Origin of the sequence: Actinomycetospora lutea (assembly GCF_028737205.1) — a bacterium.
In the GTDB taxonomy this organism is placed as follows: domain Bacteria; phylum Actinomycetota; class Actinomycetes; order Mycobacteriales; family Pseudonocardiaceae; genus Actinomycetospora; species Actinomycetospora lutea.
The window spans coordinates 122297-144760 of the sequence record NZ_JAQZAL010000011.1; the positions used below are offsets into that span (position 1 = coordinate 122297).

General features: G+C 76.1%; 19 protein-coding genes. 6 read left to right on the top strand and 13 right to left on the bottom strand.

The window, feature by feature from the left end; translation table 11 throughout:
* Nucleotides 1-119: 119 nt before the first annotated feature.
* On the top strand, nucleotides 120-1604 hold the full coding sequence (locus PHK61_RS14165) for a serine/threonine-protein kinase (RefSeq protein ID WP_274281632.1): 1485 nt from the start codon (nucleotides 120-122) through the stop codon (nucleotides 1602-1604).
* 12 nt (nucleotides 1605-1616) lie between these two features.
* On the opposite strand, the gene PHK61_RS14170 is transcribed toward PHK61_RS14165, so the two are convergent.
* From PHK61_RS14170 to PHK61_RS14210, 9 genes are all read right to left on the bottom strand, one after another.
* The gene (locus PHK61_RS14170) at nucleotides 1617-2396 is read right to left on the bottom strand and encodes a sigma 54 modulation/S30EA ribosomal C-terminal domain-containing protein (RefSeq protein ID WP_274281633.1); all 780 of its coding nucleotides are present in this window, start codon (nucleotides 2394-2396) and stop codon (nucleotides 1617-1619) included.
* On the bottom strand, nucleotides 2393-2755 hold the full coding sequence (locus tag PHK61_RS14175; RefSeq protein WP_274281634.1) for a dsRBD fold-containing protein: 363 nt from the start codon (nucleotides 2753-2755) through the stop codon (nucleotides 2393-2395). Before PHK61_RS14175 ends, PHK61_RS14170 begins: the two co-directional genes overlap by 4 nt.
* Nucleotides 2756-2840: 85 nt before the next feature.
* The gene (ppsA, locus tag PHK61_RS14180; RefSeq protein ID WP_274281635.1) at nucleotides 2841-5189 is read right to left on the bottom strand and encodes a phosphoenolpyruvate synthase; all 2349 of its coding nucleotides are present in this window, start codon (nucleotides 5187-5189) and stop codon (nucleotides 2841-2843) included.
* Nucleotides 5190-5358: 169 nt separating this feature from the next.
* Complete coding sequence (locus tag PHK61_RS14185; protein ID WP_274281636.1) at nucleotides 5359-6174, bottom strand: SpoIIAA family protein; 816 nt, start codon at nucleotides 6172-6174, stop codon at nucleotides 5359-5361.
* Between the two features lie 12 nt (nucleotides 6175-6186).
* Complete coding sequence (locus tag PHK61_RS14190) at nucleotides 6187-6525, bottom strand: hypothetical protein (protein WP_274281637.1); 339 nt, start codon at nucleotides 6523-6525, stop codon at nucleotides 6187-6189.
* A 95-nt stretch (nucleotides 6526-6620) separates the two neighbouring features.
* Nucleotides 6621-7664 carry a TerC family protein gene (locus PHK61_RS14195; RefSeq protein ID WP_274281638.1) on the bottom strand — a complete coding sequence of 348 codons (1044 nt, stop codon included), beginning with the start codon at nucleotides 7662-7664 and terminating at the stop codon, nucleotides 6621-6623.
* Between the two features lie 187 nt (nucleotides 7665-7851).
* Complete coding sequence (locus PHK61_RS14200) at nucleotides 7852-8166, bottom strand: winged helix-turn-helix domain-containing protein (protein ID WP_274281639.1); 315 nt, start codon at nucleotides 8164-8166, stop codon at nucleotides 7852-7854.
* A 43-nt stretch (nucleotides 8167-8209) separates the two neighbouring features.
* A complete protein-coding gene (locus PHK61_RS14205; RefSeq protein WP_274281640.1) occupies nucleotides 8210-8617 on the bottom strand; it encodes an avidin/streptavidin family protein in 408 nt (135 codons plus the stop codon).
* A 17-nt stretch (nucleotides 8618-8634) separates the two neighbouring features.
* A complete protein-coding gene (locus PHK61_RS14210) occupies nucleotides 8635-9978 on the bottom strand; it encodes a phosphoribosyltransferase family protein (protein WP_274281641.1) in 1344 nt (447 codons plus the stop codon).
* Nucleotides 9979-10212: 234 nt separating this feature from the next.
* Here PHK61_RS14210 and PHK61_RS14215 point away from each other — a divergent pair, with 234 nt between their 5' ends.
* The gene (locus PHK61_RS14215; protein WP_274281642.1) at nucleotides 10213-11022 is read left to right on the top strand and encodes a slipin family protein; all 810 of its coding nucleotides are present in this window, start codon (nucleotides 10213-10215) and stop codon (nucleotides 11020-11022) included.
* Between the two features lie 99 nt (nucleotides 11023-11121).
* Here the strand turns inward: PHK61_RS14215 and PHK61_RS14220 are convergent, their stop codons facing one another.
* Entirely contained in the window at nucleotides 11122-11604 is a 483-nt protein-coding gene (locus PHK61_RS14220; protein WP_274281643.1) for a DUF7144 family membrane protein, read from the bottom strand.
* Between the two features lie 213 nt (nucleotides 11605-11817).
* On the opposite strand from PHK61_RS14220, the gene PHK61_RS14225 reads away from it, so the two are divergent.
* Nucleotides 11818-12573: a SpoIIAA family protein gene (locus PHK61_RS14225; RefSeq protein WP_274281644.1), complete on the top strand. Its 756-nt coding sequence runs from the start codon at nucleotides 11818-11820 to the stop codon at nucleotides 12571-12573.
* A 9-nt stretch (nucleotides 12574-12582) separates the two neighbouring features.
* Here PHK61_RS14225 and PHK61_RS14230 read toward each other — a convergent pair whose 3' ends face one another.
* Entirely contained in the window at nucleotides 12583-14316 is a 1734-nt protein-coding gene (locus PHK61_RS14230; protein ID WP_274281645.1) for a GAF domain-containing sensor histidine kinase, read from the bottom strand.
* Nucleotides 14317-14510: 194 nt separating this feature from the next.
* On the opposite strand from PHK61_RS14230, the gene PHK61_RS14235 reads away from it, so the two are divergent.
* Nucleotides 14511-17186, top strand: coding sequence for a bifunctional GNAT family N-acetyltransferase/acetate--CoA ligase family protein (locus PHK61_RS14235; RefSeq protein ID WP_274281646.1), 2676 nt, complete (start codon nucleotides 14511-14513; stop codon nucleotides 17184-17186).
* A gap of 79 nt (nucleotides 17187-17265) precedes the next feature.
* Nucleotides 17266-18600: a GAF domain-containing protein gene (locus PHK61_RS14240; RefSeq protein WP_274281647.1), complete on the top strand. Its 1335-nt coding sequence runs from the start codon at nucleotides 17266-17268 to the stop codon at nucleotides 18598-18600.
* Between the two features lie 4 nt (nucleotides 18601-18604).
* Here PHK61_RS14240 and PHK61_RS14245 read toward each other — a convergent pair whose 3' ends face one another.
* The gene (locus PHK61_RS14245) at nucleotides 18605-19204 is read right to left on the bottom strand and encodes an Rv1733c family protein (protein WP_274281648.1); all 600 of its coding nucleotides are present in this window, start codon (nucleotides 19202-19204) and stop codon (nucleotides 18605-18607) included.
* A 248-nt stretch (nucleotides 19205-19452) separates the two neighbouring features.
* Here PHK61_RS14245 and PHK61_RS14250 point away from each other — a divergent pair, with 248 nt between their 5' ends.
* On the top strand, nucleotides 19453-19971 hold the full coding sequence (locus PHK61_RS14250; protein WP_274281649.1) for a universal stress protein: 519 nt from the start codon (nucleotides 19453-19455) through the stop codon (nucleotides 19969-19971).
* Between the two features lie 25 nt (nucleotides 19972-19996).
* On the opposite strand, the gene PHK61_RS14255 is transcribed toward PHK61_RS14250, so the two are convergent.
* Complete coding sequence (locus tag PHK61_RS14255; protein ID WP_274281650.1) at nucleotides 19997-22459, bottom strand: glycoside hydrolase family 65 protein; 2463 nt, start codon at nucleotides 22457-22459, stop codon at nucleotides 19997-19999.
* Between the last annotated feature and the right edge of the window lie 5 nt (nucleotides 22460-22464).

Genomic DNA, 22464 nt, shown 5'->3' on the forward strand with positions numbered 1-22464 from the left:
AGGGCCCGTGACGGCCGCCCCTCCGGACCCCCGCGCAGGGTGCCTGAGGCCGTGTCGACGGCACGGCGTGCCCCCGAGCGTGGTCTCGCCCCGCACCACCCCCCGGGGGGAGAGACGCCGTGGACCAGGGCGACGCCCGCAGCGACCAGGTCGCCGGACGGTACCGGCTCGGACGCCTCCTGACCGCCGATCGACGGCGACGGGTGCACGAGGGGTGGGACACGCGGCTGCTGCGCACCGTCGCGGTCGTCCTGGTCGCGCCGGCGGCCGGGACCGACCCCGATCCGACCCTGCCACCCTCGCCGGTGACGCCCGTCCACCTGCACCGCCCCGGGCTCGTGGAGCTCTACGACGGCGGGGTGCACGGCGACGAGGTCTTCCTGATCTGCCAGCGCATCCCCGGTCCCACCCTCGCGACCGTGCTGGCCCGACCGTGGACCGTGGTCCAGCTCGCCGACCTCGTCCACCGGCTCGCGCGGACCCTCGAGCCGGTGCACCGGTCCGGGGCGGCCCACGGCGCCCTGACCCCTGACCGGATCCTGCTCGGGGGCGCCCGTCCCATGATCGCCGAGTGCGGTGTCGCCGCCCTCGTCGAGCGGTGGTCGGGCCTGCCCGACGACACGCACTACCGGGCACCGGAGCAGTCGGCCGGTGAGACCGGTCCGCCGGCGGACGTCTTCGCGCTCGGGCGCATCCTCCTCGAGGCGCGGCGGCGCGCGATCGCCCCGGGCGCGCGCGACCTGCGTGTCCTCGCCGCCCGCATGACCGCCACCGACCCCGCGGCCCGCCCGGACGTCCGGGAGGTCGCCACGGTCCTCGCCGCGTGCCGCGACCGCGCGGCCGGCGATCCCGCCGTCCGGGCCCGCCGGACCGGGCACCCGACCCGCGTCCTGGCCGCCACGGCGACCGCCGCGGGCCTGGTCCTGGGCGGGTCGGCGGCGCTGGGAGCCGTCGCCCCCGTCCTCGGCGGGGGCTCGGCCCTCGTCGCCCCGCCCGAGCCGGCGCTGCGCGATCCGGGACCGATGCTGACGCACGGCCGGCTCCCCACGGCGGCCGCGCCCGTGATTCCCGCGGCCGATGACGCGTCCCCGGTCGGCGGGCCCACGCGCACCGGGACGGCGCGTACCGGGGAGAGGACCGCCCGGACCGGCAACGGGCGACCGACCTCGGCGGAGCCGGCGTCCGCGGTACCGGCGCGGATCGAGCTCACGCCGGGCCCGACCACCGCGCGACCCACCACCGCGCGACCCACCACCGCGCGGCCCACCACGGCGCGGCCCACCACGGCGCGACCCACCACGGCGCGACCCACCACGGACCGACCCACCACGGCTCGGACGACCACCGCCCGACCGCGCACCGCGCCGACCACCGCGCCGACCACCGCGCCGCGCGCGGCACGGGCGGAACGTCCGGTCCGCCCTCCCGCGGCTCCTCGCGGGACGGGAACCGGTGCGACGACCACGACGTCCCGGGCTCCTCGGCCGGACTCCGCCCCGAGCACCGACCGGACCACGGGCCGGCCCGGCAGCCCGACCACCGGCCCGACCACCAGCCGGACCAGCGCCCCACCCCCCGGAGGGGCCACCACCGACGCGCGGTGAGCCGTCGGCCGCTCAGGGGCGCGGCTCGGGAGCAGGGGGCGCCGGGCCCGTCTCCACGTCGACGAGCACGGTGCGTCCGCGCTCGTCGAGGTGCACGACCCGCGCCCGTCCGACGGCCGGATCGTGGAAGAACAGGAACGGCAGGGCGCCGAGCCGCAGGTGCTCCACCGCCCCCTCGGGCCCGGTCGTCCGCGCGGCACGGGCGCTGACGGTCGTGCCGGCCGCCCCGGGGGGTTCCGGCGCGGACCCGTCGTCGACCGCGACCCGCCGGCCGGTGGGCCCGCCGCGGTAGACGACCGCGCGGCGCCCGGAGGACCGTTCCACGAAGAGGTGGAAGGCCTCCTCCCGGTCCTCCATGATCGCGACGGCCTCCGGCACCGAGGTGGGCACCGCCAGCACGACGTCGTGCCGGTCGATCGTGCCGTCCACGGCGGCGGGGTCCGGCGCGCCGGCGCGCCGGGGGTGCGCCCGGGCGTGGGCGTCGCCCACCTGGCGGCGCAGCCGGTCGACGAGCAGGTCCACGGCCTCGCGGGGTGTCGCGGCCACGACGTGGGCGTGCAGGCGGCGACCGGCGAGGTCGACGTGGGCGATCGCCACCACCGGCCTCTCGCGGGCCGGGTCGTCGTGGCGCACGATGCGGACGCGGGCCGGTCCGACGGGGTGCACGCCGTGATCGAGGGCGTGCACCACCTTCTCCCGGGCGTACTCGGCGAGGCCGGTGCCGATCATGCCGCGGAGCTCGACGACGGGCGGGGGGACGCGGGTGGCCGGCGGGCGGTGCGGCGAGGTCATGACGTCGACGCCGTGCCGCGCCCCGTGACCGGGGCCGGGTCCCCCGGCGGCCTCCCGCCGGCCGGGACCCCGCCGAGGGCGGGTCGTCCGTAGGCGTTCGCGAAGGCGTCGTCGACGGCGTGGTCACCGAGACGGTGACCGAGCTCGACGAGCGCCCGCGCCGCGGCCATCTGCCGGCCGATGACCACCACGGAGGGGTGGTCGGGCCAGCGCACGGCCCGCCCCTCGGCGGCGAGCACCTCCCCCGGCCCGAGGACGTCGTCGGGCCTGCTGTCGAGGACGGCGCGCGCCCAGGTCGCGCCGTCGTCCCCCGCCTCGTCCTCGAAGGTCACGGTGACCGTCCAGCTCCTCGTCGTCATGCCCCGACCGTGACTCCCTCGCGGCCGGGGCGGAGGGGGCTCCCGACCCCCGTGGCGGGGCCGGAGGTCCCCGCGACGCGATCGGTCACCGCGACCCGGACGGCGGGCCGAGCGCCGCGTCCAGCAGCACCCGCCGCTCGGCCCGGCCGATGGCCGCGCGCACGGCGTCGACCGCGTGCGGGTCCACCGACACGGCGTCGATCCCCGCGCGGACCAGCAGCTCGGCGTACTGCGGGCGCCGGGTCGGCGCCTGGCCGCACAGCGACGAGGGCACGCCGTGGCGTCGCGCGGTCGCGATGATCCGCTCGATGGCGTCGACGACCGCGGCGTCGCCCTCGTCGTACACCTCGGCGCAGCGCTCGCTGTCGCGGTCGACCCCGAGCATCAGCTGGGTGAGGTCGTTGCTGCCGATCGAGACCCCGTCGATGCCGCAGCCGATGTACTCCGGCAGCCGGTGGACCACCGAGGGCACCTCGGCCGTCAGCCATCGCTGCAGCCCCCGCTGCCCGCCCAGCGGGCTCGCGTCCACCAGCTCGAGGCAGGCCTCGAGCTCCCAGCGGGTCCGGACGAACGGCAGCATCAGGTGCAGGTTCGGCGACCGCTCCCGGACCCGGGCCAGCGCACGCAGCTCGAGACCGAACACCTGGGGCTCGCGCAGGTACCGGTAGGCGCCACGGAAGCCGATCATCGGGTTGCTCTCGACCGGCTCGTGGAGCTCCCCCCCGGTCAGCCCCCGGAACTCGTTGCTGCGCAGATCGGTGGTCCGGTAGATCACCGGGCGGGGGGCGAAGGCCTTCGCGATGGTGGTCACCGCCGCGGCGACGCGGTCGACGAACCGCACCTGCTCCCCGCGGGCCACGACCTCGCGCGGGTGCACGCCGCCCAGCGCGGCGGTGAGCAGGAACTCCGCGCGCAGGAGACCCACGCCGTCGATGCCCGGTCGCGCCGCCACCCGCTCGGCCGCCTCGGGCAGCGCGAGGTTCACGTGGACCTCGGTGCCCAGCGCGGCGACCTCCGCCGGCGCGACCTGCGCCGGCGCCGCCGGCGTGGCGCGGATCGCGACCGGCGCCGCGGGCACGGTGGCGACCGCGGCGCCCGCAGGAGCGGTGGTCCGGTCACCGTCGAGCACCTCGCCGGTGCTGCCGTCGACCGTGACCACGCGGCCGTCCGTGACGGTGGTGGTGGCCCGGCGCGTGCCGACCACGCAGGGCACCCCGAGCTCGCGGGCCGCGATCGCCGCGTGGCACGTCGCGCCCCCCGTGTCGGTGACGATCGCCGCGGCGCGGCGCAGTGTCGGCAGCCAGTCGGGGTTGGTCAGGGGGGCGACGAGCACCTCGCCGGGCTGCAGGGCGGCGCCCTGGTCGGGGGTGTGCAGGACGCGGACCGGGCCGGCCACCCGTCCCGGCGTCGCCGGGAGGCCGCGCAGCAGGACCGCGGCCGGACCACCCCCGCCGGGCCGCTCCTCGAGGGCCGTGGTGATCGGGCGGGCCTGGACCAGCCAGAGCTGCTCGCCGTCGTGCGCCCACTCGACGTCCTGCGGCCGGCCGTAGTGCTCCTCCACGCGCCGGGCCAGGGCGGCGACCTCGAGGATCCCGTCGAGGGACAGCACCGGTGCCGCGCCGCGCTCGGGATCGAGGGGCACGCGGACGTCCGCCCCGTCGGGGCCGCGGACGACCTCGTGGGTCTGCACCCCCACGCGCATCGACCGCAGGCGCAGGCCGTCGACGGCGACCTCGTAGGTGTCGGGCTCGACGGTGCCGCCCACCACCACCTCGCCCTGACCGAGGGCCGCCTCGATCAGCACGACGCCGCGCTCCCCGGTGCGCGGGTCGGCGGTGAACGCCACCCCGGCGCACCGGGCCGGCACCATCGTCTGCACGACCACGGCGATCGCGGGCTCGCCGGTGTACCCCCGGGCCGCGCGATAGGCCACGACCCGCTCGCCGAAGAGCGACGCCCAGCAGTCGACGATGCGGCGCACCAGCTCGTCGGCGGTGCGCACGGTGGTGAACGAGGCGTTCATGCCGGCGAACGAGGCCTGCGCGCCGTCCTCCCCCACCGCCGACGACCGGACCGCGACGACCGGACGCCCCAGTCCTTCCCAGGTGGCCCGGACGTGCTCCTCGAGGGCCGGCGGCATCCCCGCGGCACGGACCTGGCCGGCGAGGGCGGCGCAGAGCTCCGCGAGGCGGTCGGGCGGGGCGGCCCGCGCCTCGTCGTGCCCGGCCGCGAGCGCCGCGCGGACCCCGGCGGCGTCCATCGCCGCCCGGTACGCCTCCGCCGGCAGCACGAACCCGTCGGGGACGGGGAACCCCGCGGCGATCAGCTCGCCGAGGTGGGCGGCCTTGCCCCCCACGTCGTCCGCGTCGGTCGCGCGGACGGCGGTCAGGGGCCGCACGGCACTCGCCGTCGGGCGCTCGGTGGTGGTGCTCATGGATCCTCCCGGCGGGACGGGACGGGCAGGGGGTGCCCCGGCTCGCGTCGAGGCCCACGGCCGCCGGGAGGACCGTCACCGCGGGTGACCCGGCGGTCGAGGGCGTCGAGCAGGAGCAGCAGGGCCATCAACGACACGGGGAGCCCCACCGGGACCCAGAGCCAGGCGATCACGACTCGTCGCTCGGTGACGCCGGTCGTGTCCCGCGGACCGTGCCGGTCGCCCCGGCCGCACCGATCGGGACCCCGTCCTCGCCCGCCCAGTCGACGGCGGCGTCGAGGTCGTCGTGGGGGAAGTGCCGGACCTGGGGGTGCAGGGCGGCGTCGGCCAGGGTCGCCCCGGCGGCCGGGAGGACGCCGTCGATGGCGAGCGCGAGGCGCCGGATGCGGTGCTGGTGGCCCGCCACGAACCCGAGGTGGTGCCACAGAGCCGGGAGGTTCGCCCACCCCGGGATGCCCGGAGCGTGCACGACCAGCCCCCGGAGCTCGCGGGCGGTCCGCAGCTCCTCCTCCACCGCGGCCGTGAGGGCGTCGATGTCGTCGGTCCGCAGGGCGCGGTCGGCCTCCACCACCACGACGCCGCGCCCCAGGTCGGTGCGCGTCCGGATGCGCGGCCCCTCGTGGACCGCGAGGAGCCACGCGACGGCGTCGTCCCGCTCGGCGGTCGTGAACACCCGGAGGGGGTACGGCGTGGTCCACGCGGCGAGCCGGCAGGCCGTCCGCATCCACGCCAGGTCGGTCACCACCGCGAACGCGGCGAAGCGCCGGAGAGCGCGCAGACCGAGCCGCAGGTCCTCCCAGAGCGCGGCCGGGGTGACGCCGGTGTAGTCGTCCTCGATCCGGCAGAGGACGCGCATCGTCCGGTCGGTGCGCTCGGCCTCCTGCAGGAGGGGCAGGACGACGGCGTCGTACTCGTCCCGGGTCAGCACGCCCCCCGCGCGGACGCCGTCGATCTCGGGCGGCAGGTCGGTCAGCTCCTCGATCACGATACCTCGCCGTCACCCTCGATCCGGCGTCGCCACCGGGTGGTGCGGCCCGCTGGGCCGCGGCTCCCAGTGTCGGAAGGCGGCGTACCCGCACCCCGCCGCGACCGCGACCGGCCAGCTCACGAGACCGGTGACCGCGAGCGCGGTGATCCCGAGGTAGATCGGGACCGGGTCCGCGGGCAGGCGGTCCCGGATCTGGTCGACCGCCGCCGCGCCCCGCCGCAGTCCCCGGTCGAGGACGTCGGCCACCCGGTCGCCGTCCCGGCTCCCGGGGGTCGGGTCGGTCGGGGCGCTCTCCGGGAGGTCCTCCGGCGCGGCCGGGGTGGTCGCGGAGTCCTGTGCTGTCGTCATACCGGCGATGCTCGGGCGCGGCCACCGGCCCGACGAGGGCCGATGGTCCCGCCGTTCCCGGCGGAGGGCCGTCGGCTCGCACCGGGCCGGCCCCCTCACCGACGAGGCGCCGACGAGCGGCGTCGTCCGGCCGGGCTCCGGAGGACCGGCTCGAGCTCCCGGATCTCGGCCTCCGTCGCCTCGCGGAAGGGCGAGGCTCCCTCGGGAGGGGCGACGGCGGAGCCGACGAGCCCCCGCGTGGTCCACCAGCTGGCCCCGATCGAGACCGCGAGGATCACCGTGATGACGGCCAGGGAGATCGGGGTCGGGATGTAGGCCACGTCGACCTTGAGGGCCATCTTGATGCCCACCCACACCAGCACGAGGGCGAGCCCGAGCTTGAGGTAGACGAAGCGGTGGACCAGGTCGGCCAGCAGGAAGTACATCGCGCGCAGCCCGAGCAGGGCGAAGGCGTTGGCCGTGAAGACGAGGAACGGCTCGTCGGTGACCGCGAAGATGGCCGGGATCGAGTCGACGGCGAACACGACGTCGGTCGCCTCGACGAGCACGAGCACGGCGAGCAGCGGCGTGGCGAGCAGGACGCCTCCGCGACGGATGAGCAGGCGCTGTCCGTGGTAGGCGTCGGTCATCGGGACGAGCCGGCGGAACAGGCGCAGGACCCGGGACCGCGACGGGTCGACGTGCGTGTCGCGCTGCAGCGCCATGCGCACGCCGGTGACGACGAGGAACGCCGCGAACAGGTAGAGCACCCACGAGAAGTTCGCGATCAGCACCGCCCCGCCGGCGATGAACACCCCGCGCAGGACGAGGGCGCCGACGACACCGAGGAACAGCACGCGGTGCTGGTAGGCGCGGGGCACCCCGAAGAAGCTGAAGATGACCGCCCACACGAAGACGTTGTCGACCGCCAGCGACTTCTCGATCAGGTAGCCCGCGAAGTACTGCTGGCCGAACTCGGCGCCCCAGACCCACCACACGAGGACGCCGAAGCCGACCCCGAGCGCGACCCACACCGTCGACCAGGCCGCCGCCTCGCGCACCCCGACGGCGTGGGCGCGCCGGTGCGCGACCAGGTCGACCACGAGCATCACGATGATGCCGGCGAGCACCGCCGGCCACACCCACGTCGGAACGTCCACGGAAGCCTCCAAGTGATCACCACTCGGAGGTCTCTCCCGGCCCCGACTCCGAGGCCCGCCCCGCCGGGACCGGCACGCGGGCCGTGTCCGTGGTGACGACGAGGACGCGGGGGATACTCCCCTCCACCGACGCCACGAGTGAAGCACATTTCGTGTATTCCGACAACACCCATCCGCGCCCCCGCGGTCAGAGCGGCGCGAACACGCGGAGCAGCTCCCCGATGGCGTGCTCACGCTCGGCCGGGTGACGCAACGGGATCGTGGGGTCCACCTCGTAGCGGTTGCGCCGGCCGACCCGGACCCGGCGCACGTAACCCGCGCTCTCGAGGTCCGCGACGATCGACTGGACCGACCGCTCGGTGATCCCCACCAGCAGCGCGACGTCCCGCAGTCGGATCCCGGGATCGCGGGCCAGCGCGACCATGACGTGCCCGTGGTTGGTCAGGAAGGTCCAGCCCTGGGGCTGCTCGGGTCCACCCCGCGCCGGCTCGTCCGGATTCACGAGTCCAATCTCGCACGTCCGGACGACGCGGCGGACGGACCCGTCACGTCGACGAGGCGGCGTCGGCCGAGGCGCTCCCCTCGTGCCGGGCCCGCGCGTCCAGGCGGACGAACAGGTCCTGCCCCACCCGCGTGGAGCACCAGCCGGTGTGCTCCGCGCCCTCGGCGGTGAGCAGCCACGTCGCGTGCAGCAGGTCGGCGTCCGGGTCGTAGCGGCCGCACCACGTCGTGACCGAGTGGGCGTTCCCGAGCTCGTTGTTCCACACCACCGTCCACCCCACGGCCGCGTGCGCGTCCTCCGGAGGCGCAGGGTCGAATCGCCCGGCCAGCCGGTAACAGCCGGCGGCGCGGCCGACGTGCGACTCGTAGGTGCCGGTGAGCAGTCCGTCGGGCGACGCGATCAGGGTCATCGTCGCGCCGAGCTCGTTGCGCCAGGTGCCTTCCGGTCCCATGAGCTCCTCCTCTCCGGTCAGGACCCGACGCGGACGGCGGCCCGTGGGGCGGCGTCGTCGAGCGGTGCGGTCGCCCGCGGCAGGTGGCGGGCGAACCAGTCGCACGCCAGCTCGGCCGCCCGCGTCCGCGCCCCGTGCTCCCCGTCGATCGCGCCGGTGTCCATCACCACCAGGAGCCGGCTGGTCGTCGGCAACGTCTGCCGTGCGCGGCGGTTGAGCTCGACCAGCACCGGGTCCCGGTCGCCGACGACCAGCAGGACGGGTGCCGTGATCCGTGGGAGTTCCCGTGCCGCCAGGTCGGGCCGACCGTTGGCGGACACCACGGCGGCGACGTCGACGTGGGCGGCCACGGCGAGCGCCGCCGCGGCCGCGGTGCGCTCCGCGAGCAGGCCGATCAGCAGTCCGCGGCAGGCCGGGCGGCGACGGACGTCGGCGACGACCGCGGCGAGGCGGGTCGCGAGCGTCCCGGTGTCGAAGACGCGCTCGCGCACGATCTCCTCGCGGGGGGTCAGGAGGTCGACGACGAGCGTCGCCAGGCCGGCGGCGCGGAGACACCGTGCCGTCTCCCGGTGCCGGGGGTCGAAGCGGCTGCTCCCGCTCGCGTGGGCGAAAACGATCAGTCCGGTCGCCTCGACCGGCACCACGAGGTGGCCCGCGACGCTGGCCCGCTCGACCCGGATGTCGACGTGGGCCACCGGCTCGCCGTCGATCGGCCGCGTGGCGCGGACCGGCGCCCGCGAGCGCAGGACGGCGACGACCTCCTCGTCGTCGACGGGCGGGTGGACCGCGTATGCCTCGCCGACGGCGCGGCGCTCGCGGGTGACCTCGAGCGTGACGACCTCGTCGGCCACCTCCCGCAGTGCGGGCAGCGCATCCCGCGGACAGACCGGGAGCGCCAGCACGATCCGTGACGCGCCGCGGGCACGGGCCGTCAGGCACGCCGCCCGGGCACTGCTGCCGGTGACCGCGCCGTCGTCCACGACCACGGCGGTCCGGCCCGCCAGCGGCTCCCGCGGCCGCACCGACCGGTAGCGCTCCACGATCCGTGTCACGGCCTCCCGTTCGCGGCGCTCGACCTCGGCCAGCTCCGCCTCGGTCGTGCCCACGGTGCACGCCAGGTCGTCGTCGACCACCCGGGCCCCGTGCTCGCCGACCGCCCCCAGGGCCGCGCCGGGCTGGAAGGGCATGCCCAGCCTGCGGGTCACGACCACGTCCAGCGCGGCGTCGAGGGCCCGCGCCACGACGGCGGCGACGGGGACGCCGCTGCGCGCCACCCCGAGCACCACCAGGTCCCCACCCGCCTGCTCCCGCAGACGGTCGGCGAGCCGCCGCCCGGCGTCCTCGCGATCGTCGAAGATCATGACCCCTCCCGTGGTCGGTCGACCCGAGATCCGGAGGCTCCTCCCGGCGCGGCGCGCGTCCCAGAAGCGATCGGTCCTCGTCGCACGGGCCGTCCGACCCGGATCCGGTCCCGGGATCGGGACCTGTGCCGCGTGCGGGGTGACGTCCGGTCCTGCCACGGGCCGGGGCCGGCGGGATGTGGTCGGGCGAGGTGGTCCGTGAGCGACGCGGACCCCGCACCGGGAGGACACGTCATGAGCAGCGTCGGGATCTCGATCGTGCGCGAGTACGAGCGTGGGGTCGTCTTCCGGTTCGGGCGGTTGCGCGGGGTCCGCGAGCCCGGGCTGCGCTTCACCGTCCCGGTCGCCGACCGGCTCCGGAAGGTCACCCTCCGCACGGTGACCATGCCGATCGCGTCCCAACAGGTGATCACCCGGGACAACGTCTCGATCAACGTGGCCGCCGTGGCCTACTTCCGCCGCGTCGATGCGGTGAAGTGCATCGTGGAGATCGAGAACGTGGAGGCCGCGATCTCACAGATCGCGCAGACGACGGTGCGCAACGTCGTCGGCCGTTCCTCGCTCGACGCCGTGCTCTCCGACACCGAGACCCTCAACGAGTCGATCAAGGAGATCCTGGACCTGACCACGGAACGGTGGGGGGTGCTCGTCGAGCTGGTGGAGCTCAAGGACATCGAGCTCCCCCAGTCGATGCAGCGGGCCATGGCCCGCGAGGCCGAGGCCGAACGGGAGAAGCGCGGCAAGGTGATCGCCGCCGAGGGCGAGGCACTCAGCGCGGGGAAGCTCGCCGAGGCCGCCGACGTCATCACCGAGCACCCGGTGGCGCTGCAGCTGCGCAACCTCCAGGTGCTCTCCGAGATCGCCATCGAGCGCAACTCGACCATCGTCTTCCCGGCCCAGTTCCTCGACACCGTCCGTGACCTCGGCTCGTTCGTCGCCCGGGAGTCGGCGCCGCTCCGCGAGCCGGCCGATCACGCCGCCACCCACACCGCCTCGGACCACACCACCTCGGAGCGGACCGACGGCAGTGCCGTGCCGGCGTAGCCCGGGCTCTCCCGGGCTCGGGGTGGGCGAGCAGACGACGGCCGCACACCGGCAGCTCCTGCGCTGCCGGGTGCGGCTCGTCGTGGTGGGCGGTCCGCGTCAGCGCCGGGCGCCCAGCGGCTCGCCCCAGGTCGTGATGAGCGCGTAGAGGATCACGATGTCCAGCGCGATCACGACGATCGACCAGATCGGTGCGACCGGGATGACGATCAGGTGCACGATCGCGCTCAGCGCGACCAGCCCGATCCCCGCGCCCCGGGCCCAGCTCGGCGCCTCGCCGAGCAGGCTGGCCCCGACGATCGCGACCAGCGCGCCCAGGATCAGGTGGACCCACCCCCAGGTCGCCCACGACAGGACGAGCACCGTGCCCGTGGCGGTGACGAAGTACGTCGGGGTCAGGATGGCCGCCAGCCCCTCGATCACGCCGAAGATCCCCACGACCAGCATCACGACGGCGCCGAAGCGCACCCATCCGGTCCAGGCGCCCGCCTCCGGGGCCTGTGCGGGCGCGCTCGTCCCGTCCGACACCCCGGTCGGTCGCGCCCGCGTTCCGGGACGTGCGCCGGTGGTCTGCTCGCTCATGACTCCTCCGCTCAGCGGTCGAGATCGACCCGTCGAACGGCGGGCCCGACACGACCGTCACCCCGGCCACGGTGCGGGGTCAGGGACCAACGGCCCGTCTGCGTGCGACCCCGGTCCCCGGATCGGCGGGTTCGGGCACATCGGGACCAGCGGCCCGGCGCGCCGGGCCGTCCGGCCGGTGGCCGCGACGCCCGGTCCGGGTGGACTCGACGCATGATCGAGACAGATCCGGACGTCCCGGCCGGGATCGACGCCGTCCGTGCGGTCGGCACCCTGAGCCGGGAGGACTACGACGCGGTCGTCGTGCCCATGCTCGACGCCGCTGCGCGGGAGGGCCGTCGCCTGCGCTTCCTGTGCGTCGTCGACGAGGACTTCCGCGGCCTCACCCCCGACGGCGCCTGGGCCGACGTCAAGCTCGGGCTCGCCGCGATGCGCAACCTCGAGGGCTGCGCCGTCGTCAGCGACCTGCACTGGGTCCGCGACATGACCCAGCTCGCCGGCTTCTTCCTCCCCGGGCACGTCCGGGTGTTCGGGGCCGGCGAGCGCGACGAGGCCCTGCGCTGGCTGGAGTCCCTGCCGGGCCGGCTGGCGACCGTCCGGGTCGACCCGGCCGCCGGCGTCGTCGTGGTCGACGTCGGCCAGCCGCTGCGTCGCGAGGACATCGAGTCCATCGCCTCGGCGGTGGACAGCTGGCTCGCCGACCACACCGAGCTCCCCGGGCTCGTCCTGCACGCGCCGTCGTTCCCGGGCTGGGAGAACGTCGGCGCGCTCGTGCAGCACCTGCGTTTCGTGGGCGGTCACCAGGGACGGATCGGCCGCGTCGCGCTGGCCGTCGACGGCCAGCCGGTCGGGATCGCCGCGCGGATCGCCGGCACCCTCCTGCATCCCGAGGTCCGGAAGTTCGCGTTCGCCCAGGTCGACGAGGCGAGCGCCTGGGCCGGGGCGGGGACCCACGCGAGGACCGCCTGAGCAGGCGGGTCAGCATCCCCGACCCTCGACCGCCGAGGGCGGGTCGAGGGGAACCCACCAGGTCAGGCGGGTGCCCGACCCGTTCGGTCGCCGGCCCACCGTCGCGTCCCCTCCGAGGGCGTGCGCCCGGCCCACCAGGTTGGCCAGTCCGCTGCGCGCGACGGTGTCGGGGATGCCGACCCCGTCGTCGGTGACGTCGACCGCGAGCACGTCGTCCACCGAGACGGTGACGACCACCGAGTGCGCGCCACCGTGACGCACCGCGTTCGAGACACCCTCGCGGACCACGGCCTCGACCTGCACCGCGAGCTCCTCGGGCACGGCGTCCACGGCCCCCGACATCCGCACCACCGGCTCGACCTCGACGTGCGCCGACATCTCCGCGACCGCGCCGCGCAACCGCCCGCCCAGCCCCGGCGCGCCGCCGACGGCGTGCAGGTCGAAGATGCTCGTGCGGATGTCCCGCACGATGCCGTCGACCTGGTCGACGGCCTCGTTCACCCGTCTCGCGGCCTCGGGCTGGGACCGCAGCCGGGCCTGCGTGGCCTGCAGCCCGAGCCCGAGCGCGAACAAGCGCTGGAGCACGTGGTCGTGCAGGTCCGCGGCGATGCGCTCCCGGTCGGTCGCGACGTCGAGCTGGCGCCGCGCGCGCTGCGACTCGGCCAGCCGCAGCACCAGCGCCGCCTGGTCGGCGAACGACGCCACGGTCGACAGGCCCTCGACGTCGAGCCCGTCCGCATCCCGGCGGCGCACGACCACCAGCACCCCGGTGATGATCTCGGCGCCGTCGAGCGGCACGAGCAACGCCGGACCGAGCCGGTGGTCGTGCCCGTCCACGGTGAGCACGAGATCGTCCTCGACCCGCGGTGTCCGGGTCCGGGCGACCGCGGCCAGCGGGGAGTCCGTGATCGCCACCCGGGCCCCCACCGGGACCGTGTCCTCCAGCCCGACGCCGACCATCACCCGCACCGGCGGCGCGTGGTCCTCCTCGTCCGCCTCCGTCGGCGGAGTGGTGATGAGTGCGCCCACCCCGTCGGAGAGCTCGGCGGCCCGCTCGGCGGCGAGCACCAGCGCCTCGGCCGGATCGGCCCCGGCGAGGACCTGCGTGGTGATCTCGCTCGACGCCTCGAGCCAGCGTTGCCGGCGCTGCGCCTGCGCGACCAGCCGCCGGGTGTCCTGGTGGAGCCGGGCGTTCTCCACCGCCACCGCGGCGGCCGCCGCCAGCGCGACCGTCACCGCCTCGTCCTGGGCGGTGAACTCCCCGCGGCGCTTCTCGGTCAGGTACAGGTTGCCGAAGACCGCCCCGCGCACCCGCACCGGCACACCGAGGAAGCTGCGCATCGGCGGGTGGTGCGCCGGGAACCCGACCGATGACGGGTGGTCGTGCAGGTCGGCGAGCCGCAGGGGCTCGGGACGGCGGATGAGTTCGCCCAGCAGGCCGTGGCCACGGGGCAGCGCACCGATGCGGTCCCTGGCCTCCTCGTCGAACCCGGTGTAGACGAACCGGGACAGGCCGGCACCGGCCTCGTCGAGCACACCCAACGCCCCGTAGCGGGCGTCGACCAGCTCGACGGCGGCCTCCACGATCCGGTGCAGGACCGCGTCCAGGTCGAGCCCCTCGGCGATCGACGTCAACGACGAGAACAGCGCGGCGATCCGCTCGGGGCTCGCGGCGCCGGAGGTGCCCCGCACCCCGGGCTCGTCGACGGCGCCGTGCGTCGCGCCCTCATCGGTGATGGCCACGACCGGTCCCTCCACTCCACGGACAGAGTCCGCGGGCCATCGTCGCCGCCCGCGAGCCCGCCCGCCAGGGACTGAGGTCCCGGGCACGACGAATCCGCGGCCGGGGTCGCGCCGACCGCGGGGCGCCGTGGTCCCGCGCACCACGGCCCGACGACCCTGCCGCGCGCGGGCACGGCGCGTCTGGGATGGAGGGCATGAGCGTCGTCGACCGGTCCACCAACGCCCTCCACCAGCGGGTGCTGCTCGCCGACGGCACCGCCGTCGACGTGCGCCCGCTCGGTGCCGCCGACGCCGGGGCGCTCGCCCGGCTGCACCGGGACCTGCCCGCGCGGGACCGCTGGCTGCGCTTCGCCACCGTGTCCCGGGACGGCCTGGAGCAGTACGCCACGGAGGCGGCGACGGCGGAGCAGATGTGGGGCGCCTACCTCGGGGCCGAGCTGGTCGGCGCGGTGCACCTCGCGCCGGCCCCGGGCGATCCGCGCCAGGCGGAGATCGGGCTGGCCGTGAGCCACCGCATGCAGGCGCACGGGGTGGGCACGGCGCTGCTCGAGCGCGCCGTGCAGGAGTCGGCGCGACGCGGCATCCGGGAGTGGACCGCGGAGGTCCTCGCCGAGAACACCGCGATGCGGCGCGTGTTCGCCGATCTCGGGCTGCCCGTCGAGCGCCGCCAGGACGGCCCCTCGCTCCACGTCGCGATCACCCTGCCCGACCCGGACGATCCCGCCGCCGGCACCGCGGGCACCACCTACACCGCGGCTGCGCTCGCCCGCGCCGCGCACGCCGCCAGCGCCGGGCTCGGGCCGGTGCTGCGACCGCGCTCGCTCGTCGTGATCGGGGTCAGCCGGCGCCCCGGGTCGGTGGGACGCGCCGTCCTCGACGCGCTGGTCGCGGGCCACTACGCCGGTGCGCTGCACGTCGTGCACCCGCACGCGTCCGTGATCGCCGGGGTGCCCGCCGTCCGCTCCGTCGACCTCCTGCCGGAGGCGCCGGATCTGGCCGTGCTCGCCACACCGCCCGCGACCCTGCCCGAGCTCGTCGAGGCCTGCGGGCGACGCGGGACACGGGCGGTCCTGGTCCTCACCTCCGGCCTCGCGGACGCCGCCGTCGACCGGGCCGTCCTCGACGCCGTGCACCGGCACGGGATGCGCATGGTCGGACCGAACTGCCTCGGAGTGATCAACACCGAGAAGGACGTCCGTCTCGACGCGACGTTCGCCCCGCGGGCCGCGCCCCGCGGTCCAGTGGGCGTGGTGGCCCAGTCCGGCGGCGTCGCGATCGCCGTGCTGGAGGCGCTGCGCGGCCTCGGGCTGGGCCTGTCCACCCTCGTCTCCGTCGGTGACCGCTACGACGTGAGCAGCAACGACCTGCTGGCCTGGTGGTCCGAGGACACCGCGACCGAGGTCGCGGTCCTGCACGTCGAGTCCTTCGGCAACCCCCGCGCCTTCTCCCGCCTGGCCCGCCGCCTCTCCGCCCGGGTCCCGGTGCTCGCCGTCCGCGCGGCGAGCAGCGAGGTCGGGGCACGGGCGGCCGCCTCGCACACCGCGGCGTCGGCCACACCGGCGGTGCGCCGGGACGCGCTCTACCGCCAGGCGGGCGTGCAGCCGGTGGACGACCTCGGCGAGCTCGCCGGCGCCCTCGCCGCGCTCTGCTGGAGCCAGCCCGCTCCCGGCGACCGGATCGCGGTGCTCGGCAACGCCGGGGGCACCAACGTGCTCACCGCCGACGCCTGTGTCGCGGCCGGCCTCCGGGTGCCCCCGCTGTCGACCGCCACCCGCGAGCGTCTCGCCGCCCTGCTCCCGTCGACGGCCGCCACCGCCGGCCCGGTGGACACCACGGCCGCGGTCGACGCGACGACCTTCGCGGCGTGCCTCGAGGTGCTGCGGGACGCCGAGGAGATCGACGCGGTGGTCACCGTCGCGTGCCCGACCGCGCTCGGTGACCCCGCTGCGGGCCTGGGCCACGTCCTCGCCGCTCCCGGACGCCGCTCCGTACCCGTCGTCGCGGTCGCCATCGGTCAGCGGCCCCGGACCACCATGGTGAGCGACACGGCCGGTCTCCCCCGCGCGGCGTCGTTCGCCGACCCCGCCGACGCGGTGCGCGCCCTGGCCCACCTCGTGCGGCGCGGCGCCGACCTGGCCCGCGACCCCGGCCGGCCGCTGCCCGCCGGCGAGCACCCGGTGGACCTCCCCGCGGCCCGAGCGGTCGCCGCCGCGGCGCTCGCCCGGTCCCCGGAGGGCGGCTGGCTGGACCCCGACGACTGCGCGGCACTCCTAGGCGCCGCCGGCCTCGACCTGCTCGCCGGGCGTGTCACCCGCACCGTGGACGAGGCCGTCGACGCGGCCCGGGGCCTCGAGGGGCCGGTGGCGCTGAAGGTCGTCGCCGACGGCGTGGTGCACAAGTCCGAGCGGGGCGGGGTCGCCCTGTCGGTGCGGGGCGACGACGCCGTCCGCGCCGCGGTGGACGGATTCCGCGCGCGCTTCGGCGACGCGTGGCGCGGCACCGTGGTCCAGCCGATGGTCCCGCCGGGCGTCGAGATGCTCGTCGGGGTGGCCGGCGACCCCGACTTCGGCGCCCTCGTCACCGCGGGCGTCGGGGGCACGGGCACCGACGTCGCCGACCGTCGCTGGCACCGGCTCGTCCCGATGACCACCACGGACCTCGAGGAGCTGCTCGACGAGCTGCCCCTGCGCCGGGGCATCGCGGCGCGGCTGGTCGACCGCGCACGGCTGGGGGCGGTGATCGCGCGGGTCGCACGGCTGGCCGAGCTCCTGCCCCAGATCGCCGAGATGGACCTCAACCCCGTGGTGTGCACCCAGGACGCCTGCCGGCTCCTCGACGCCCGCATCCGCGTCGCGCCCGTCACTCGGTGATTCGCGGTTCGCCCACTTGACACGCGATGCGGCCAGAGCACGATGAGATCCTGACGTCCGCAAGTACCAGCGAGGTGCTGTGCCTGACCGTTCCCCACCCGAGACGCCGTCGGGCGGGCTCGCCTTCCCGTCGGTCGCCCGGCTCGAGCTCGATGATCTCCTCGACCAGCTCATCGCCCGCGCGAGCGAGGTCAAGCTCACGCAGGGACGGCTGCGCGGGCTGCTCGACGCCGCGCACCACATCACGGCGGGGCTCGAGCTCGACACCCTGGCCCAGCGCATCGTCGAGAGCGCCCGGGCCCTGGTCGGCGCGCGCTACGCCGCGCTGGGCATCGTGCGCGACAGCCGACTCATCCGCTTCGTCCACATCGGCATGGACCGGGCCACGGTCGCGCGCATCGGCGCGCTGCCGCAGGGCAAGGGCGTCCTGGGCAGCCTCATCGACAACCCGAAGGCGCTGCGTCTGGAGGATCTCGCCACCCACCCGGCGTCGGTGGGCTTCCCCGAGCACCACCCGCCGATGCACTCGTTCCTCGGGGTGCCGCTGCTGGCCGGCGGCACCGTCTACGGCAACCTCTACGTCACCGAGAGCACGCACGCGGGCGGCTTCACCCCCGACGACGAGCAGTTGCTCACGGCGCTGGCCGGGGCGGCCGGGATCGCGGTGGAGAACGCCGTGCTGCTGGAGTCCGCCCGGCGCCGCGAACGCTGGCAGGCGGCGTCGGCGGAGCTGGCCCGCAGCCTGCTGTCGGGCGAGATGCGGCCCGAGGCGGAGCTCCAGCACCTGCTCGACACGGCGGTGGACGTGGCACGCGCGCACGGCGCCGCCGTCACCGAGATCGCCGACAGCGACCCCGGGACCGCCCACGTCACCGCCGCGGCCGGCGGGGTCGCGGACTGGGCGGGGCGCTCGGCGGGCACCGCCGGCTCGATCACCCAGGCCGCCCTCGACGCGGGCGGTCCCGTGCTCATCGCGGACGCCGCGGCCGATCCCCGCACGACCACCGTCGTCGACCGCGCCCCCGAGGTCCGCTCCGTCCTCGCGGTGCCCCTGTCGACGTCGCTGGGGGGACCGGGCACGCGGTCCGTGCTCACCCTGACCCGGCCGGCGGGCGAGGAGGTGTTCGGGGCGCTCGAGGCGGAGATGCTCCACGGCTTCGCCGCCCACGCGACGACGGCCATCGAGCTGGCCCGCGGCCGGCGCGACCGCGAGGCCGTCCGGGACCTCGAGGAGCGGGAGCGGCTCGTGCTCGAGCTCTCCGAGCACGTGCTCCAGCGGGTGCAGCGGGTCGGGCTGGCGCTCACCAGCAGCGCCTCGGCCGCCGACGCACCGCTACGCGAGCAGCTGCTCGCGCAGGTCGCCGAGCTCGACGACGTGGTCCGCGCCGTGCGGAACACCGTCTTCCCGCGGTAGGCGATCAGCGGGTGCTCTCGTGGTCGGGCCCGGTGAACCGGCGCCACGCCGCCTCCCACTGCCGTCGGCGCACCCGGTCGAGCACCCGGCGCAGGCCCGTCAGCAGGACGAGGGACAGGACCAGGTCGCCGAGCAGGATCACCAGCGTCGCCAGGACGCCCTGCGCCGCGGGGTAGTCGGCCAGCCTCGGGGCGTCCGTGGCCCGGTCGCCGGCGTCCACCCAGAGCACGTGGGGATCGCCGGGCCGCGCCCCGGCCGACACCGGCACCAGGGCCTCCCGGGGCGTGCCGTCGGCCGCGATCCAGCGCACCGGCGCCCGCAGGGCGTCGGGGACGACGTCGGTGCGGTACGCGGTCGCCGGGTCGGGCGCCGCCAGCACCTCACCCGTGACCTGGTGACGCTCGGCGCGCTCGGCCGCGACCTGCGGAGCGAGGTCGGCGGTGACCTGCGTGCCGACCGTCAGCGCCACCGGCACGACGAGCAGGCCCACGATCAGGAGGACCCACCGCGCGGCGACCTCGGCACGGTCGCTGCCCCGCCGCAGTGCCGAACGCTTCGGCACGAACAGGGCGAACGCCCGCTGCACCGCTCCCGTCGTACCCATCGTCGCCTCCTCGATCCGTGCCGAGGACGACCATCGCCCCGGGGGCCCGCGGAGCGGCACGGGCGCCGGGCCCCTGTCCCGCGCGACGCGCGGCCCAGCGCGACGGGACCTCCGGAAGGACCTCCGGCCCTGATCACGACGACGCGGGGTGCGGGATCGTCGTCGGCGCACCCCGCACGTCGCGAGGGTCGGGCGCGCCGGCACGGCGGCGCCCGCCGACGGCACACCCTCCGGAGAGGAGCACCACCGTGTCCACGTCCTCCGACGCCCAGCAGCGATCCGCGGCGACACGGCCGGAGCACGGCCGCGTGGTCGTCGGCGTCGACGGCTCGCCCGGCTCGCGTGCCGCGCTGCGTGAGGCGGTCCTCGCGGCCGATCGCGCCGGGGACGTCCTCGAGGTCATCGCCGCTCCGCTCTCCGAGGCCGAGCTGGGAGCCTGGGGCACCGGGGCGTGGCCCGCCGTGCCCCTGCCCGCCCCCGACCGCATCCTCGAGGCCGCGCGGCGGTCGGCACGCGACGAGGTCGACGACGTGCTCGAGGAACTGCGCGACAGGCTGCGGTCCCGGCCCCACGTCGACGTCCGGGTCGTGCCCGGTCACCCCGCACAGGTGCTGGTCCGCGCCGCGCGAGGCGCCGATCGGCTGGTGGTCGGCCACCGGGGCCGCGGCGCGGTGGGCAGCCTGCTGCTGGGCTCGGTGGGGCTCCACTGCCTGGCCGCCGCACCCTGCCCGGTCACCGTCGTCCCGCCGCCCGACGACGCGTCCTGACGCCCAGCAGGACCCCGGGCTCGGCTCACGGCACCGGCTGCCCGAGCGGCGGCTCGTCCTCCTCGAGCACGCCGACGGCGGTGAACCGGGCCGACTCGCCGGGCCGCAGTGCCCGCACGTCCTCGCCGCACCCGACCCGCACGGGCCCGCCCGGGCCCGGCTCCACCGCGACGTGCACGTCCCGGCCGGAGACCACGACCGCGAGCGCCCGCCCGCGGTACTGCAGCGCGAACTCGAGACGTCCGAACCGGCGCGGCCAGTGCGGGTTGAACCACAACGCGTCGTGCCGGGTCTCCAGCCCGGCGAAGCAGCGCTGCAGGAGGTCGACGCAGCCCGCCATCGCGCCGAGGTGGATGCCCTCGGCCGTCGTGCCGCCCTGGATGTCCGCGATGTCGCTGCGCAGGGCCTGCTCGAAGTGGTCGAGAGCCCGGGCGCGGTGTGCCCGGGCGAGGACCCAGGCGTGCACGAGCGAGCTGAGCGTGGACCCGTGGCTGGTGCGGGCGACGTAGTACTCGATCGTCCGCGGGATCACCTCGGGCCGGAGCGCGTAGCCGAGACCGGCGAGCAACAGGCGCAGCTCGTCGGCGGAGAAGACGAAGAACAGCATGAGGACGTCGGCCTGCTTGGAGGCCTGGACCTCGTCGACCGACCGGCCCTCGGACTCGAGGATCCGGTCGAGCCGCCGGATGTCGCCGTAGCGGCGGCGGTAGCCCTCCCAGTCCAGCTCCGGCAGGTCCCGGTAGCCCTCGAACTGGCTGATGATGCCGTCCGGCGCGATCGGCACGTACATCCGGCGACCGATGTCGCGCCAGCGCACGAGCTCGGCCGCGGTGAGGCCGAGGCTCTCGACGAGCTCGTCGCGCCGGGTGCCCGGCAGCACGGCGAGCACGTCCTGCGCCCGCGCGAGCACCCAGACGGCCATGACGTTGGTGTAGGCGTTGTCGTCCACGCCTGGCGTGTCGGAGCCCGGGTAGCGGGTGCTGTACTCGTCGGGGCCCATCACACCCCTGATGCGGTACCGGTCCCGGGCCGGGTCGTAGGTCGTCACACCGGCGAAGAACCGGGCGATCTCGAGGACCACCTCGGCGCCGTGGTCGGCGAGGAACTCGAGGTCCGCGGTGGCCTGGTAGTACTGCCAGATGTTGTAGGCGACGGCCAGTCCCACGTGGCGCTGGAGCGCGCTGGTGTCGGGCGTCCAGTGCCCGGACCGGGGATTGAGGTGCAGGCGCTGGCTCTCCTCGCGCCCGTCGCTCCCGGACTGCCACGGGTACATCGCCCCGGTGTGTCCGGCCTCGCGTGCCGCGCGGCGTGCCGCGTCGAGCCGCCGGGTCCGGTAGCGCAGGAGCGCCCGGGCGAGTCCGGGCGACCGCAGGGTCAACAGCGGGAAGACGAACAGCTCGTCCCAGAAGACGTGACCCCGGTAGGCCTCGCCGTGCAGCCCGCGCGCGGGGATCCCCGCATCGAGCTCGAGGTCGTGCGGCGACAGGGTCTGCAGCACGTGGAACAGGTTGAGGCGCACGCTGCGCACCGTCTCGATGCTGGTGCCGGTGCTCGGGGTGCCGTCGACGAGGTCGATCCGGAACCGCCGCCAGAGCTGGTCCCAGGCGAGCTCGTGGGTCTCGAGGAGCGCGTCGAAGGTCGGCGCCTCGCCCACCAGTGCCCGCGCCGCGGCCGACGGCTCCGCGATCGCCGGGTCGCGCGAGGTGACCACCGCGGCGATCTTCTCGATCGCGACGGGCTCCCCGGCCCGCACCTCGCGGTCGAGCACCAGACGCACCCGGTCGGCGGTCTCGGACAGCTGCGGCGAGCCGTCCGACCCGGTCGTGCCGCCGGTGACCCGTACCCGGACCGCCTCCGCGATCAGGACCCGCGACCCGGTGCAGCGTGCCGTCAGCAGCAGGGTCTCCGGGTCGGCGCGGCCGGTCTCGACGGTCTCCAGGTGGCGGCCGGCCAGGTCGCGGTAGCGGGCCACCCCCGTGTTCGCCACCCGGCCGTCGATCCCGGCCTCGATGCGCAGCCGGCCGGACCATCCCTCGGCGGTGACCACGGTGTGGAGCCCGGCCAGGGAGGAGCGGGCCATGTGGACGAAGCGGCGCTGCCGCACGGTGAGCCGCCGTCCTCCCGGATCGACGAACCGCAGGACGCGCACCAGCAGGCCCCGCCGCATGTCCAGCTCGACCCGTTGCTCGGACGCCGCCTCCGCACGGAGCTCGACGCGCTCCCCGTCGGCGACCGCGATGCGCAGGTCGAGCCAGTCGGGCAGGTTGACCATGCTCTCGTTCTCGATCACGACGCCGTCGATCTCGTCGCGCAGCCGGTTGTAGCAGCCCGCGGCGTAGGTGCCCGGGTAGTGCACGCCGTCCGCGACCGCCTCCGGCGCCGCCCCGCGGGTGGCGAACCGCCCGTTGCCGAGGGTGGACAGCGCCTCGCGCCGGCCCTCGTCGTCGGGGTCGAAGCCCTCCCACACCACCGTCCAGGAATCCGGCACGTCGT

Excerpts from the sequence above, each read along its gene's own strand:
- PHK61_RS14220 (WP_274281643.1), bottom strand. The coding sequence starts at position 11,604 with ATGAGCGAGCAGACCACCGGCGCACGTCCCGGAACGCGGGCGCGACCG.
- PHK61_RS14245 (WP_274281648.1), bottom strand. The coding sequence starts at position 19,204 with ATGGGTACGACGGGAGCGGTGCAGCGGGCGTTCGCCCTGTTCGTGCCG.
- PHK61_RS14225 (WP_274281644.1), top strand. The coding sequence starts at position 11,818 with ATGATCGAGACAGATCCGGACGTCCCGGCCGGGATCGACGCCGTCCGT.
- PHK61_RS14210 (WP_274281641.1), bottom strand. The coding sequence starts at position 9,978 with ATGATCTTCGACGATCGCGAGGACGCCGGGCGGCGGCTCGCCGACCGT.
- PHK61_RS14205 (WP_274281640.1), bottom strand. The coding sequence starts at position 8,617 with ATGGGACCGGAAGGCACCTGGCGCAACGAGCTCGGCGCGACGATGACC.
- PHK61_RS14190 (WP_274281637.1), bottom strand. The coding sequence starts at position 6,525 with ATGACGACAGCACAGGACTCCGCGACCACCCCGGCCGCGCCGGAGGAC.
- PHK61_RS14215 (WP_274281642.1), top strand. The coding sequence starts at position 10,213 with ATGAGCAGCGTCGGGATCTCGATCGTGCGCGAGTACGAGCGTGGGGTC.
- ppsA (WP_274281635.1), bottom strand. The coding sequence starts at position 5,189 with ATGAGCACCACCACCGAGCGCCCGACGGCGAGTGCCGTGCGGCCCCTG.
- PHK61_RS14175 (WP_274281634.1), bottom strand. The coding sequence starts at position 2,755 with ATGACGACGAGGAGCTGGACGGTCACCGTGACCTTCGAGGACGAGGCG.
- PHK61_RS14170 (WP_274281633.1), bottom strand. The coding sequence starts at position 2,396 with ATGACCTCGCCGCACCGCCCGCCGGCCACCCGCGTCCCCCCGCCCGTC.
- PHK61_RS14235 (WP_274281646.1), top strand. The coding sequence starts at position 14,511 with ATGAGCGTCGTCGACCGGTCCACCAACGCCCTCCACCAGCGGGTGCTG.